The sequence below is a fragment of the Streptomyces poonensis genome (assembly GCF_014650915.1).
Lineage (GTDB): Bacteria > Actinomycetota > Actinomycetes > Streptomycetales > Streptomycetaceae > Streptomyces > Streptomyces poonensis.
Window position 1 is genome coordinate 19,993 of record NZ_BMVW01000002.1, and the last position, 14,093, is coordinate 34,085.

Annotated in this window: 11 protein-coding genes; 4 read left to right on the forward strand and 7 right to left on the reverse strand. The window is 70.6% G+C overall.

Annotation, left to right across the window (positions count from 1 at the left end; genetic code table 11):
• Positions 1–557 precede the first annotated feature (557 nt).
• Entirely contained in the window at positions 558–1,613 is a 1,056-nt protein-coding gene (locus IE242_RS07075; protein WP_229858375.1) for a pentapeptide repeat-containing protein, read from the forward strand.
• A gap of 223 nt (positions 1,614–1,836) precedes the next feature.
• The gene (locus IE242_RS07080; RefSeq protein ID WP_189856541.1) at positions 1,837–2,142 is read left to right on the forward strand and encodes a DUF1330 domain-containing protein; all 306 of its coding nucleotides are present in this window, start codon (positions 1,837–1,839) and stop codon (positions 2,140–2,142) included.
• 123 nt (positions 2,143–2,265) lie between these two features.
• On the opposite strand, the gene IE242_RS07085 is transcribed toward IE242_RS07080, so the two are convergent.
• The 7 genes from IE242_RS07085 to IE242_RS07115 form a co-directional block, all read right to left on the reverse strand.
• Positions 2,266–3,489, reverse strand: coding sequence for an ATP-grasp domain-containing protein (locus IE242_RS07085; RefSeq protein ID WP_189856543.1), 1,224 nt, complete (start codon positions 3,487–3,489; stop codon positions 2,266–2,268).
• Complete coding sequence (locus tag IE242_RS07090) at positions 3,486–4,523, reverse strand: DMT family transporter (RefSeq protein WP_229858378.1); 1,038 nt, start codon at positions 4,521–4,523, stop codon at positions 3,486–3,488. The genes IE242_RS07085 and IE242_RS07090 overlap by 4 nt, the downstream gene beginning before the upstream one ends.
• Before the next feature lie 41 nt (positions 4,524–4,564).
• Positions 4,565–5,725 (reverse strand): saccharopine dehydrogenase family protein, encoded by a 1,161-nt coding sequence (locus IE242_RS07095; RefSeq protein ID WP_189856545.1) that lies wholly within the window; start codon positions 5,723–5,725, stop codon positions 4,565–4,567.
• Positions 5,726–5,731: 6 nt separating this feature from the next.
• Positions 5,732–6,769, reverse strand: a complete 1,038-nt coding sequence (locus tag IE242_RS07100) for a saccharopine dehydrogenase (RefSeq protein WP_229858648.1) — start codon at positions 6,767–6,769, stop codon at positions 5,732–5,734.
• Between the two features lie 88 nt (positions 6,770–6,857).
• Positions 6,858–8,603 carry a thiamine pyrophosphate-binding protein gene (locus IE242_RS07105; RefSeq protein ID WP_189856550.1) on the reverse strand — a complete coding sequence of 582 codons (1,746 nt, stop codon included), beginning with the start codon at positions 8,601–8,603 and terminating at the stop codon, positions 6,858–6,860.
• Positions 8,604–8,632: 29 nt separating this feature from the next.
• The gene (locus tag IE242_RS07110) at positions 8,633–9,391 is read right to left on the reverse strand and encodes a class I SAM-dependent methyltransferase (protein WP_189856552.1); all 759 of its coding nucleotides are present in this window, start codon (positions 9,389–9,391) and stop codon (positions 8,633–8,635) included.
• A gap of 851 nt (positions 9,392–10,242) precedes the next feature.
• Positions 10,243–11,238 carry an aldo/keto reductase gene (locus tag IE242_RS07115; RefSeq protein ID WP_189856554.1) on the reverse strand — a complete coding sequence of 332 codons (996 nt, stop codon included), beginning with the start codon at positions 11,236–11,238 and terminating at the stop codon, positions 10,243–10,245.
• 597 nt (positions 11,239–11,835) lie between these two features.
• Here IE242_RS07115 and IE242_RS07120 point away from each other — a divergent pair.
• Together IE242_RS07120 and IE242_RS07125 are read left to right on the forward strand one after the other, a co-directional pair.
• A complete protein-coding gene (locus tag IE242_RS07120; protein ID WP_229858381.1) occupies positions 11,836–12,873 on the forward strand; it encodes an NAD-dependent epimerase/dehydratase family protein in 1,038 nt (345 codons plus the stop codon).
• A gap of 69 nt (positions 12,874–12,942) precedes the next feature.
• The gene (locus IE242_RS07125; protein WP_229858384.1) at positions 12,943–14,010 is read left to right on the forward strand and encodes a UbiA prenyltransferase family protein; all 1,068 of its coding nucleotides are present in this window, start codon (positions 12,943–12,945) and stop codon (positions 14,008–14,010) included.
• The last annotated feature ends 83 nt before the right edge of the window (positions 14,011–14,093 follow it).

The window sequence follows — 14,093 nt, forward strand, 5'->3', positions numbered from 1 at the left end:
GCATCCTCGACGTGATCCGCTCGACGCGTTCCGGACCGATCACCACAGCACGCGGGCGCCGAGGACGATCAGGCCGGCCGTCAGCCAGAGGTTGTCGTGTGCTGAAGGGTGTAGGCCGGCGGAATGAGCAGAGCGGTGCCGATGCCCTCGTGGAGTGCGCACTGACGCCCGCGGGCGTACGGCAGTCCGCGCCGTGCTGAGCACGAGGCCGCATGCACGCTGAGGAAGTCGGTGGAGCTCGTACCGCTTCGGAACCACCGCACTGCTGCTGGTCTCGAACGATGTGACGATCTCGCTGACAGGCGCCGAACCACTGCGAGGACCGCAGTGACAGCGGTCGAATGACTTCCATGTCTCACCGACGCAGCCAGCAACTCCGCCGAGCCGCCGAACGGGCGTCGCGAGGGCGGCCCGCCTCTTCCGCCGCCCGCCGCCGGCCGGCCGTACGACGGCGCCGGGCACCGGCGGTGGCAGTCCTCCCGACCGTACCCGGGCGAGCGTCAGCCGGGCCGGAAGGGCAGGGGCTGGATTGGGCCCGCCGCATCGAACTGAGTGCGGTGGTGGTCGGCGTCCTTCTCTCCTCGCTCATCGCGGCTGCCGGTATCTGGTATTCCAACAACCAAGTCCGCGACCAGTTGAAGATCAGCAGCGAGGAGGTGCGTCTCACCCGGGAAGGACAGATCACCGACCGTTACACCAAAGCTGTGGAAGCTGCGGGGAACGACGCCATGGACGTTCGCCTCGGCGGCGTCTACGCCCTCCAGCGCATCATGGAGGACTCCCCCCGCGACCACCCCACTATCGCCAACGTCTTGGCCGCCTATGTGCGCACCCACGCCAGTGACCCGCTCGGGGAAGACGAAGACGTACCGGCCGACGTGCAGGCGGCCCTGACCGTCCTCGTCCACCGCGACACCGACCACGACGGCTCTTTCTTCCTCGACTTGAGGCGCACCAACCTGGTCGGCGTTGACCCGCAGAACGGCAGAAGAACCGTGAACCTGACCGATGCCGATCTGTCGGGCGCCGACCTGTCGCAGGCCGACCTGGGCGCCGGAACACTGCGCGGCGCGGGCCTGATCTCCACGAGACTGACCGGCGCGAACCTACGCGCAGCAGACCTACGCGACGTGGTGATGCAAGGGGGTGACCTCTCCCATGCGCACCTGGACGACGCGGATCTCCGCAACACGGAGCTGCACGGCGTGGATCTGGCTGATACGGACCTGACCGGTGCGGACCTGCGCGGCGCGGGCCTCTACGCCGTGGATCTGCACGGCGCGAAACTGTCTGACGCGGACCTCGGCTGCGGCCTCGGCTGCACGAGCCTACCCGGCGTGAACCTGCGCGACGCGGACCTGGCCGGTGCGAACCTGCACGGCGCGAACCTGCCCAGTGCGGACCTGCGTGGCGCGCATCTGCGCGATACGAACCTGCGAGGAGCGGATCTGCGCGGAGCGGACCTGCGCGGAGCGACGGACCTGTCAGCGGCAGCGGTGGACGACGCTCTGCTCGACTCGGCTACCAAGCTCCCTCCTCGTCTGGCCGAAGACCCTTCTGTCAAGGCACGGATCACCGAACTCGAAGAACAGACCGCCGGCGCTCACGGCTGAGCCGGAGGACTGCCCCTACCTGATCTGGACCGCGGTGTCCCTCTTGTGCGGGTAGGCACATGCCCGCATCCCTAGCCGCAGACCCGTGCGGTCATACGACGCGGTCTCAGACCCTGCGGGCCGTCCGCGGCCGGCTGACCACTCGATCCCTACCTGCCCCACCCCGACAGAAGACCGGTAACTCGGCCACGGGCAGCGCGAGTTGGTGTGCCATCATGACCGCGTGACTGCATATGTGATAGCCGAAGCGAAGCACCTGGACACCCCGGAGGTGCGGAGGTACCGAGAGCTGGCCCAGGCTTCCATCGCCCTGTACGGCGGCCGTTATCTCGTGCGCGGCGCCCTGCCGGACGCCCTCGAAGGGGACTGGCCGGACGGCAACCGCATGACGGTCATCGAGTTCCCCAGTCTGGAGCAGGCGAAGACCTGGTACGCCTCTCCGGAGTACGAGCAGGCCCGCGCGACACGGTCCGACCTCAGCGGTCGCCGCATGCTGTTCATCGAAGGCCTCGCCCAGCAGCCGGACTAGGCCTCGGACGGCGGGGCGGCGGCAGGGCGGGAGGCGATACCGCTGCGCCCCCGCCCCCGCCGCCGGAGGGCGGGTGTGCCGTCGCATCAGACGGCACGGTCGCCCGCTCACCCGCTCACCCGCTCACCCGTCGTACAGCCCGTCGAGTTCCAGGTCCCGCAGCGTGCGGTAGTCCGCCTCCAGGGATGCCGGGTCATCGGCGACGAGGTAGGCCGTTCCGGGGCAGGTCGCCATGTCGATGGTCCGTGACAGGCGGCTGCCGGCCGGCGCGTTCATCACCCGGTGTGCGAAGGAGGGCAGCGCCTCGATCTCGCCCCAGCCGTCCTCTGCCGGGACGGTGCCCTCCCCCGGCGAGATCAGGTTCACGCACCGCAGACGGCTCTTGAGCCGGTACGGCGCGTCCGCCTCGGCGACGAAGCTCTCCGGGTCCGCGAGCGAGTAGGCCAGGCTGTTCACCTGGTCGGCGCCCACGCACCGGGTCAGCAGCTCCGGCACCTGTCCCCCGCCCAGTCGCGCTCCGCACTCGATCAGGACGGGGCCGGTGTCGGTCAGCATGACCTCGGTGTGACCCGCGCCGTTGCGGACGCCCAGCGCGTCGAGCACCGAGCGGACGTAGCTCACGATCTCCTGGACACCCGGTTCGTCGAGGGCGAGGAGGTCCTCGTAGTCGTACACGGACTGACCGTCCACGAGCCGCTTGTGGTAGCGCCACACCTCGACGATGCGGTGCACGCCGTCGCGGCTGACGCTGTTCACGTAGTGCTCCGTGCCGGAGAGGAACTGCTGGGCGAGCACCACCTCGTTGGGCTGCCCGTACCGGTCGACCGAGGCCATGATCCGGGCGTGGGCGGCGGCCACCTCCTCGAGGGTGTGGCAGATGAGCACGTTGTCGGTACCCGCGCTCAGCACCGGCTTCAGGACGACCGGCCACCGGTCCTGCCCGACGGCCCACCGGGTGATGTCGCCGAGCGAGGAGGAGCGGAGGCCGGCCGCCGAGGCCAGCCCCGCGGCGCGGACGGCCTCCTGCATCGCGAACTTGTTGCGTCGCGCCGACGACAGCTCCAGGTCGTTGCCCGGAACGCCGAGGGCCGCGGAGAGTTCGTCGGCGAGCAGGACGCCCGACTCGGCGGCCGCGACCACCGAGTCCACCCGCAGTTCGCGCAACTGCCGTACGGTGTCCGCGAGTTCGCCGGTGTGCTGGATGTCCACCGCGAAGTCCTCGGGACGGTAGGCCAGGCGTGTGTCGGGGAACGGCGAGCGCACATGGACGAAGTCGACGCCGCGCAGCCGCAGTGCGTCGGGCAGGAGCCGTCCCGCGCCGTAGGCGTCCACAAGGGCAACGGTCATGGTCGTGATCCTCCGCGCTCGTCGCTGGCAGGTCGGTCGTGCGGTTCCGGCGGCCCTGTCACCATGCCCGCCGTCGGCTCGGCCGCCACGGCCGCGGGTTCCTCCGGCTTCCTGCCCCGGACCACCACCCCCACGGCCACGAGGACGACCACACCGAGTACGCACCCGAGGGTGAACAGGGAGAAGCGCAGCCGGCCGTCGGCGAGCTGCATGGCGATGGCGAACAGCGGTGACAGGGACACCAGCAGGGACGTGGTGATCGGTTCGGTGTAGCGGATACCGATCTGCAGCACGTAGATCGGCAGCCCGACACCGATGACCGCCACGACGGCCCCCGGCAGGAGCGCCGCGGTCAGGTCGGGATCGTCCTCCAGCGCCACCAGGATCCATGCCACCACGCTCATCAGGACGAACCTGACGGCGAGCACGGTACCGGGGTCGCAGCCGACGTCGTCGAGCCGTTTCATGTAGATGATGTTGACGGCCGAACCGGCCGCGCAGATCAGCGTGAAGACCAGACCGAGCGCGGCGTCCCGCGGCGGTAGGTCCCCGAGTCCGCTCCGCCCGCTGAACGCACCCCACACCAGGGCGGTGAGCAGGACGCCGATGGCCACCGAGACCACGATCTCCGTGGCCATGACGGTGCTGTGTCGCCGGAGCAGCGGACCGGCGAGGGTCATGACCATGGGGCCGAGGGCGAGACCGATGACGTTCACGATCGCCGGTTCCAGGTACTCCAGGGCGTAGAACGTCGACAGCCAGGTCAGCGCCGTCGTGATGTTGATCGCCACGAGGTCGCGGCGGTGCCTGGTGACCACGCCCAGTTGCGACAGCCCGCGCCGCCGCACCTCGGTCCCGGTGAAGAAGACCATGGTGAGCGTGAAGGAGACGGCGGCGATGCTCGCCGGGCTCACCACGTCGAAACGGTTGCCCGCGTACACGTCCATGGCGGCGGTGAGCACCGCGTAGGCGAGCAGCGGCGTCACGCCTCTGCGGAGGTGGGTCACCGGCGTGGCCACGGTACCGTCACTCACCGCGTTCCCTCCGCTGCCCCGCACGGCTCACGGCACTCGGCTCACGCACCCGTTCCTCCGGTGGCCGAGAAGGCGGTCGTGATGCCGTGGTCGCGCAGGAACGCCAGCCACCGCCCGATCGTCTCCGGGCTGTCGGCGGCCTGGTGCAGGCCGGGCGCCGTCCGGCCCGCGGCGACGTCGAGGATGCCGCACGCCAGGGGCACGGAGACCAGACGGGCGGTCACGCTCTCCTGCTCGTCACCCACGGCGTCGAGCACGTACTCGCCGCTCCAGGCCGTCCCGGCGTCCGTCCGTACCTCCAGCTTCACCGACATCACCACCCGGTCGTGGTCGGTGGCCGTGGTGGGGTGGCGGGCCGCCAGCTCCGCCGCGAGATCGGTGATCCGGTCGTCGCCAACCTCGGCCAGTTCGGCGAAGACCGGCTTCCACGCCTCGCTCCACCCGTCCAGGCGCAGCGTGCCGCGTACGAAGGTCTCCACGTCCCAATGGGCGGGGAAGGCGTAGGTGTCGAGGAAGGGGACGCTGTCCCGGTTGGGGTAGACCTCGAAGGACTCGTCGCCGACGAACCGCGACGTGACCGCCTCCCACGGGCGGGCGACCTCCTTCTCGGCTCCGCCGTCGATCAGGCGGGCGGGTGTCAGAAGGGCGGTCAGCACTCCTCGGGGCGCCCAGCTGAACCGGTAACGGAAGTCGTTGGGCTCGGCGGGGTTGCTGCCGCAGTACGACGTGAAGCGCACCGTCGCGGGCCGGTCCCCGGTCGCCGCCCTGGCCTTGCGGACCAGTTCGTGGGCGAGGAGGTGGTCGATTCCCGGGTCGAGCCCGATCTCGGTGAGCAGTACCGAGCCGCGTTCGGCGGCGGCGTCGGCATGCGCTCTGATGCCCGGGCTGACGTAGCTGGAGCACACGAAGTGCGCGTCGTTGTCCAGCGCGAGCTCCACCAGCGCGGGGTGCATGGTCGCCGGGAGCATGGACACCACGATGTCGCCGGCGGCGAGCTCGGCGGCCAGCGCGGAGGTGTCGTACGCGCGGGTCTCGGCCTTGCCCTCGAGACCGAGCCGGGCCAGGCAGGCCTCGGCCTTCTCGCTGGTGCGGCCCCACAGGACGGTCGACGTGCCCTCGCAGACGAGACCCAGTCCGCTGCCGGTGGACATCCCGGTCCCGATCCAGTGCACGCGTCCGGTCGGGGTGGTCGGTTCAGTCATGTGTCCTCACTTCTCGGCGGCGGGGCGGGCGTGGTGGAAGTGCTCCGCGCAGCGACTCCAGATCGCACCCCCGTGGGGGAGAGCGGAAAGATGCGGCAGGAGGCCCGCGGAGAACGCCGTACTCGACTCCCTGGGCAGCAGCGACGGCAGGTTGTCGACGGCGATCAGATCCAGTCGCGGCGGTCCGGGGTGGAGGCGGCGGACCGGCTCGGCCCAGTCGGTCACCCGGTCGTAGACGGGCAGGCGGTTGCAGGCCGAGGTCACGTCGCAGGTGACGTCGGAGACCACCGTCAGGGTGCGGTCGTCGCGCTCCAGGTCGGCCGTGGTGAGGAAGGGCGTGCCCGGTTCGACGGCGAACACCGTGTTGACGAGGAGGTCGTGGTCCAGGAGGGCGGCCCGGTCGAGGTCCCGGGTCTCCTCGACGTCCCACCGGGTCGTCGGTACGCCGGCCACGGCGAGCGCCTCGCACGCGCCGCGTCCGGACCTGCCGAGCGCCCCGATGACCAGCGCCCTCGCCGCGCCCTGCTCGGCCCGGAGTTCGGCGTCGAGTTCGGGCCGGGTGAGCGAGCGCAGCGGCGCCGTGAGCCGGCCCCGGTGGTGCAGCACCGCCAGCGCGGCACCCACGTACCCCGCCCAGAAGCCGAAGGCGACCACCCTGCGGCCTGCCTCGTCCGTCAGGTACTCCAGGTCGAGCAGGGTGCCGCCGCCCAGGGCGAAGCGCCGCAGCAGCGCCGGGCCGCCCTCCTGGCCCTTGTAGGCGTGGCCGAAGAAGACGTGTCGGTGAGTCAGCGGCACCGAGGCCGACGAGGGTTCCTTCAGACCGAGGACGACCTCGGTGGGCGGTGCGTCCGGCCAGGTGTCGGCGGGGACCACACGGCAGCCCGCCGCGGCGTAGTCGTCGATCGGGAAGGCGCGGTGCGCGGACTCCTCGACGGTGACGGGTATGCCCTCCGCCAACAGTTTGGCCGCGTCGCCGGGGACGAGCGGGGTGCGCTGCTCGTTCGGCGCGGCCTCGCTGCGCAGCCAGATTCCGGTGCTGCTCACCATTTCGGGTATGTCTCCTGCTGGTGTCGGTCGGTTGTCGACCGCTGGTGCCGGTCCGTTGCCGGCGCTGAGCGGTCGACGTGTGCGGTCAGTGGATCGGGCGGCTCGACGACTCGCCCGAGAGCGCCGCCTGCCACACCGGGACCGGCGGCGGTACGTCCATGTGCTCGGGCACGGCGACGTGGATGAGCGAGGGGCCGTCCTGGTCGGCGGCCTTCTTGGCCAGGTCGGCGAACTCGTCCAGGGAGCGGGCGCGCGCCCCGGACAGTCCCATGCCGAGCCCGAGCTGGACGGGGTCGAGGGGGCCGGGGTCGACCGCGAAGTACCGGCCGCCCGCGTAGAGGTGCTGGATCATCTTGATCCACGCCATCGACCTGTTGTCGAGCACCACATAGGTCACCGGGAGGCCGAGCCGTTTCGCGGTCTCCCACTCGCCGACGGCCATCGCGACGCTGTTCTCCGTGGTGAGGCAGAGCACGCGCTCCCCCGGGTGGGCGACGGCGACGCCGATCGAGGCGGGGACGGCGTACCCCAGCGGGCCGTGGCCGCGGGGAATCACCACGCGCCAGCCGTCGCCGGGCGCCTCCCAGTAGCACGCCAGGTAGGGCGTCGGCGTGCCCGCGTCGGCCACGACCCAGGTGTTCCGCCCGAACGCGTCGCCCAGGACCCGTACGAGGTCACGGGGGAAGAGGACTTCGGGTGCCAGTGCGGCGGTGCTCTCCGCACCGTCCCGCGCCCACCGGGCTCGCGCCGCGGCCAGTCGCCGGGCCCGGTCGGCGCGGACGGAGTCGGGTACGGCGGGCACCTGCGCCCGGAGCTGTCCGAGCACCGTCGTCGCGTCCCCGACGAGGGCGACGCTGCCCGGGTAGTTGCGCCCGGCGCGCTCGGTGTCGGTCTCGATGTGCAGGATCGCCGGACCGTTGCGGGCGGGCGTGGTGAAGCCCAGCGTGTCGGTGGCGTTGGCCCGTGTGCCCACGAACAGGACCAGGTCGCTCTCCGCGACCCAGGCGTTCGCGTAGTCCCGGGCCCCGTTGCTCCCCACGACGCCCAGGGCGAACGGGTGCGCCTCGTCGATGATTCCCTTGCCGTGGATGGAGGTGCCGACGGGCATGCCCAGGTGATCGGCGAGCCGCACCAGTTCGGCACCCGCCCCGGAGAGATGGGCGCCGCCTCCCGCCACCACGACGGGACGCTCGGCCGCGGCGAGTCGTGCGGCGGCCTGCCGTACCGGCTCGGCCGGTGCGGCGTCGCGGCGGCCGGGTACGACGGTGACTGCCGCCGCCTCCGGCGCGGGCTCCGTCTCCCCCGGCACAGGGGCCGTGTCCTCCGGTGCCCCTTCCAGGACGTCCTCGGGAAGGATCAGCACGACCGGGCCGGGCCGGCCCTGTGTGGCGGCCGCGATCGCCTCCCCGACCAGGGCGGGGATGTCGCTCGTGCGGGTGGCGCTGCGGCGCCACTTCGTGCAGGCCGCGAACAGCTGCTCCTGGTCGACCTCACTGATCGGTGCGGTTCCGTGGCTGCGCCGGTTGTTGTCCGTGGTGATCGCCAGCACCGGGATGCTGGAGGCGAAGGCCTCGGCCAGTCCGCTCGCCAGGTAGACCGCTCCCGCACCGCTGGGCGCCTCACATACGCCGATCCTCCGGGTGGTGCGGGTGTACGCGTCGGCCGCGAACCCCGCATGCCGCTCGTCCCTGGTGAGGACGTGCCGGATTTCGTCGGCCCGCCGTGCGAGGACGTCGTAGAAAGCGATGCTGGTGTCCCCGGGATACCCGAAAACGGTGTCCACACCGTGCCGCACCAGCGCGTCGACGAGCAGTTCCGCGCCGTTCCTCATCGTTGCCCCACTCATTGTCGCCGGCTCGCTCAACGTGCCACGTATCCGTTCATGACGGCTCTGACCCGTTCCCCGGAAACCGGGCGGTGGTAGCGGAATTCATCGGTCTTCGCGTCGTCGAATCCGGCCGCCAGAGCCTGGTCCCGCAGATAGTCGGCCGAGAGCCAGTAGAAGCCGTTCACCCGCGGCGCCTTCTGAAAGGTTTCGCCGTTGTTGGGTGCGTCGTTGGACGCGACGAGCGTGGCGACGCCGGAACGTGCGTCGGTGCGCGGCGCCAGCCAGGAACGTATGCGCCGCAGCACCGGGGTCAGGCCGTTCTGCTCGTCGTGCAGATGTCCCAGCACGCCGTCGATGTAAATGACCGACCACGGCTCGTCCGGCTCCCATGCGTAAATGTCCGCACACAGGGCCTCCAGCCCTTTCTTGCGGGCCAGTTCCACGGCCTCCTCCATCGCGTCGACGGCCAGCACCCGGAAGCCCCGCTCCGCCACCTGGGCCTCGACGGCGGCGTTTCCGCAGCCCAGGCTGAGCAGGCCGCCTCCGTTGCGCTCCAGCTCGGCGACCAGCCGGTCGCACATCCAGTCCCGGTACTCCGAGCTGTAGGTCGACGGAGTGACCGAGTCGTCGCGACTGCCGCCGTCCTCCCAGATTTCGAAAATGCTGGGGTTCTCGGCGCCGTCCGCCCGGTAGAATCGCACCAGATCGTCGTGATTCCGCGCCTTGATGCTTGCCACTGTTCCCCCTGGAACTTCACGCACGCGTAGGACATCGCATGCGGTTGACCGCATGCGATGGCGCCATCTCATGTCAGGTGATGAATGCGGTGGCAGACAGCTGCGTACCGCAGGGCAATCAGGTCCTTCGAAGCGCTGAGCGTATGTGCGCGCCACACCCGGGCAGTTCGGTGGACGGCATGGATTTACAGTGCATGTGCAGTGCATGGAGAATCGCCGGTGCGGTGCGACAGACAGCTCGCTTCCGGTCAGAGCAAGCATGGGCACACTCGATCCGGGATGCGACCGAGGTACTCCCTCTGTATTGCGCTTCCACTCCGGCAGGCCTCTTTCCGAGACCTTCATGATTAAACCGACGTCAGTCTGCGTTCCCTCTCGCGGCGGGTCAAGAATTACTGTGGCCAGAAGCACCACTCTGGCGAGATAGCGATGGTGACTTGCGTCACACGTGGAACCTTGTCACTCACCCGCAATACGCCGGTCATGCGCAGCAGGTCGCCCGGTCACCACTCCGGTACTCCGGTGTCGCTCCCAGCTGATGCGTTACCGGCCCCGAGGTACGCAACGGCCGCGTTCCGCACGAGCGGCGGCCGGGCTCGGACGGGGCACATCGAGGCCCCGTCCGTCCGGTCGGCCGCCCGTGACAGGGCACCGGGCACCGGGCACCGGGCGCCCCAAGAACGGCCGGTGGGTGCCAGAGGCGCCGAAGAGAAGCAACCGGCTGTCTCCCACGGCCGGGCGGGACTTCATGCCGCGGGACGCGGGTGCCGGCGCTTCCGTACCCGTTCGGAAGCGCCTCCGTCCAGTGCTCCGACCGTGAAGGTTCACCGGGTTGGCGGGCCAGGGCATGCCCGCCGTCGCGCGCGAGCCGCCATGCCGGCCCACTCATCCGACGCGCGCGGCCGTCAGCCGTTCAGCAGCACCTCGATCTCTTTCATCCCATCCTCACCGAGCGGCCCGTACGTCAGGGCTCCCGCGTTCTCCTCGGCCTGGGCCACCGAGCGGAAACCGGGGATCGGCAGACTGTGCGGGCTGCGCGCCCACAGCCAGGCCAGTGCGCCCTGGGCCAGCGTGCGTCCGTCACTGGTCAGCACCTCCCGGACGGCCGCCACCCGCTCCGCCCAGACAGGAGCGGGCACTCCGCCCTCGCCGTACCACGTGAGCCAGGCCGGGGGCACGGCGCGGATGTCGCCGGCACCGACGCGTCCGCCGCCTCCCTGCGCCCTCCTGGCCAGCAGTCCCATCGCCAGAGGACTGCGGTTGATGCTCGTGAGGTCCCGGTCGGCGCAGAGCCCGAACATCTCCGGCGCGTCCTGCAGCACGTTGGCCGCGTGCTGGACGGCGACGCAGTGCGGGCCGTCGGCGAACAGCGCGGCGCGCCGCGGGTCGTCCGTGCTCCACGCGTAGCCGCGTATCAGCCCCTCCCCCACCAACTCCTCGCAGGCGTCCCGCAGTTCGAGGGCCCGGTCGAGAGGCGTGTCGGACAGGTGGAGCTGGTAGAGGTCCACGTGGTCGGTGCCGAGACGTGCCAGGGAGGCCGTGAGCGCCCGGCGGACGTAGCCGGGCGAGTCGTCGGTGCCCGTGAGGGTCCGGGTGTGCTCGTCGAACGTGTTGCCCCACTTGGTCGCGATGACGACCTCGTCCCGTCGCCCCCGCAGAGCGCGTCCGAGGACACGTTCGCTGTGACCGGCACCGTAGGTGTCGGCCGTGTCGAAGAAGGTGATGCCGAGGTCCAGTGCCCGGTGCACCGCGGCGACGGACTCGTCGTCGTCGACCGTGCCCCACCCGAGCGGATTGCCCTCGGGATCCTGCCACTCACCACCGATCGCCCAGCACCCGAATCCCAGTGCTCCGGCCTCGATGTCGCTGTGTCCCAGCTTTCTGCGCTGCAAGGCGTTCATGCGAGGGCACGTTAGGGGTTCGGCGGCACTGCCGCACAAGACCACCATCACCCCCAGTGATCACATAGACCCGTTCCGGTCACTTCTTGCGCGCCCGGCACAGGGTCTTGACATGCGTTCTTCCTGTCGGCATCGACACAGCGCGCCGACATCGTTGTCCATCAAAACGGACGAAATCATGGGAGCGCTCCCACGCTTGACGCAAACCTGACACCCTCGCGTCGCCCACGCGACGCCCGTTCGGCACGGCCGACGGGGGCTCGACATTGACCGCATACTTTCCCTGACGGTTCGTCAGATCTCGATGCTCCTTCACTCGCCACCTAACTCCATGTCATCGTTCCGGTTGCACGGCCCACCAGCGCCGACGGCTGCCCCGTTCCGGCGCTCACCGGCCTCTTCGCACGATGCAACGAACGGAATCAGCGTGAAACAGTTCTCCTCCACATGCATGCTCTTGGCGTGGTCATATGCCGGAGTCATGTGCCATCGCGTTGCCGCGGCCGGCGCACCGACGCTGCCGGAGGTGTCGTCCCCCGTCGTGAGCCACGGTGTGAACCACCACCTCCTCCGCGCCACCAGGACGGAGGTGCCGACGTGCTTACCCGCGTAGTGGTCACGGGCAGCAGCGGCATGCTCGGCACCGCGCTGGTGCGGCGGCTGGCCGAGAACGGCTGCGAGGTCGTCGGACTCGATCTGGCGCACCGTACCGGCTCACCCGCCGCCCGGCTGGTCACGGGCGACATCCGCGACGCCGCCCTGATGCGGCAGACCGTCAGGGGCGCCGACCTGGTGGTGCACAGCGCCTCGGCCCTGCCCAGCTACCCCTCGGCCCAGATCGACTCCATCGTCGTCGGGGGAACGCGCACGGTGCTCGCCGCGGCGGCGAGCGAGGACGTGCCGCGCGTCGTCCATCTGTCGACGGGGTCCGTGTACGGGCTGCCCACCCAGGTGCCGACGCCGGAGACCCACCCCCGCCGGCCGATCGATCCCTACGGCACGGCGAAGGCGCGGGCGGAGGAGCTGGTGGAGAAGGCCCGCGCCGACGGCATGGTCGTCCCCGTGCTCCGCCCGAAGACGTTCCTGGGCCCGGGACGTCTCGGCATCTTCGCGATGCTCTTCGAGTGGGCCGACGAGGGTCACCACTTCCCCGTGCTCGGCGACGGCCGCGTACGCAGCCAGATGCTGGACGTCGAGGACCTCATCGACGTCGTCCTGCTGGCCGCCGAGGCCCCCGCGGAGGCGGTCAACACGGAGTTCAACGTGGGGTCCGCGGAGTTCGGCACCCTGCGGGAGGACTTCCAGACCGTGCTCGACGCCGCCGGGCACGGCAAGCGCGTCGTCGGACTGCCGATGAGACCCGCCGTGGCGGCCCTGGAGGTGCTCGCCCGGGCCCGTCTCTCCCCCGTCTACACGCGGCTCATCCACAAGCTGCGCATGGACTCCTACATGGACATCACCCGCCTGCGCGAGCGACTCGGCTTCACGCCGCGTCACTCCAACCGCGAGGCCATCCTGCGCAGTTTCACGTGGTGGCGGACACAGTCACGCCTCGGTGGTGCCGGAGCGGGCGGCAGGACCAGTCGCGATCCCTGGAGTCAGGGAGCACTCAGACTGGCGAAGGCGGTCCTCTGAACCGTTGCGAGACCGGCTCGACAGCATCCGCGCACGTCCCGCCCCTCACAACGGTTTCCGAGGAGAGTCATGCCCGGCGTCAACTCCACGGCGTCCCCCCTCCCTTCGTCCTCCGCCCCCGCCTCGTCCGTACCCGTCGGCATCCCTGTTCCCGACGTGCCCGTTCCCGGCGCCCCCGCCGTCACGGCGTCCGCCCCCTCCGTGGTTCTCCCGGTGCCTGCCGCGCACAGCGCTCCCCCGGTGGCGCGACCGCCCTCCGGCCCCCTGCGCCGCGTGCTGCGCGTCCCCCGTGCGCTGCTGCGCCTGTCACGGCCCTACCAGTGGGCGAAGAACCCGGTGGTCATCGCCCTGCCGGCGGTGATCCTGCACCGGGGTACGGCACAGACGGCGCTCGCGGTGCTGTGGGCCACGGCCCTGTTCACCCTGGCCTCGATAGCCGTCTATGTGCTCAACGACCTCCTCGACCGGGAGCGCGACCGCCTCAACCCCGCCAAGAGTCACCGCCCGCTGGCCTCCGGTGAACTGGCCCCGGGTGCGGCATGGACCTACCTGGCCGTGGTCTGCGCCGCCCTCGCGGCGGGCGTCGCGCTGGCCTCCCTGGAACGGGCCTGGCCGGTGCTGGTGTATCTGGCGCTCAACCTGGCCTACAGCTACCGGCTGAAGCACGTGTCGCTCGTCGACGCCTTCGTGGTCGCCGTGGGCTTCGTCCTGCGCGCCGTCCAGGGCTATCTGGCGCTGGGCGCCGGACCGTCGTCCTGGCTGCTGCTGACGGTACTGACCGGCTGTCTGCTGCTGGCGCTCGGCAAGCGCCGCAGGGAGCTCCTCGATGTCGGCGGCGAGCACCGGCCGGCGCTCCGCGGGTATTCGGTGCAGTTCATCGACTACCTCACCCTGGTCAGCGCCACCTTGTCCGCGGTGACCCTCGGGATCTTCCTGACGGCCGCTCCCGACGAGAGCCCCGAGGCCACGGCTCTCGTCTTCCTGACGCTGGGCACCTCGGTGTTCGCCGTCTTCCGCTATCTGCAGTTGCTGCTCGTGGGCGGCGGCGGCGCCGACCCGGTGCGCACGCTGTTCCGGGACCGGCTGATGGTCGGCTGCGGCATCGTGTGGGCCGGCGTCTTCACGCTGCTGTCCTGAGGCCCGTACGACGAGCCCCTCACGAGCGGCACCACCCGCCGCCGCGCCGACCGGGCCGGAGCCTCCGCCGCTCCTTCCGCGCG

What these genes read in the sequence shown, in the direction of transcription:
- IE242_RS07085 (WP_189856543.1), bottom strand. Translation starts at nt 3,489, where the DNA reads ATGACCGTTGCCCTTGTGGACGCCTACGGCGCGGGACGGCTCCTGCCC.
- IE242_RS07095 (WP_189856545.1), bottom strand. Translation starts at nt 5,725, where the DNA reads ATGACTGAACCGACCACCCCGACCGGACGCGTGCACTGGATCGGGACC.
- IE242_RS07105 (WP_189856550.1), bottom strand. Translation starts at nt 8,603, where the DNA reads ATGAGGAACGGCGCGGAACTGCTCGTCGACGCGCTGGTGCGGCACGGT.
- IE242_RS07110 (WP_189856552.1), bottom strand. Translation starts at nt 9,391, where the DNA reads ATGCGGTCAACCGCATGCGATGTCCTACGCGTGCGTGAAGTTCCAGGG.
- IE242_RS07115 (WP_189856554.1), bottom strand. Translation starts at nt 11,238, where the DNA reads ATGAACGCCTTGCAGCGCAGAAAGCTGGGACACAGCGACATCGAGGCC.
- IE242_RS07125 (WP_229858384.1), top strand. Translation starts at nt 12,943, where the DNA reads ATGCCCGGCGTCAACTCCACGGCGTCCCCCCTCCCTTCGTCCTCCGCC.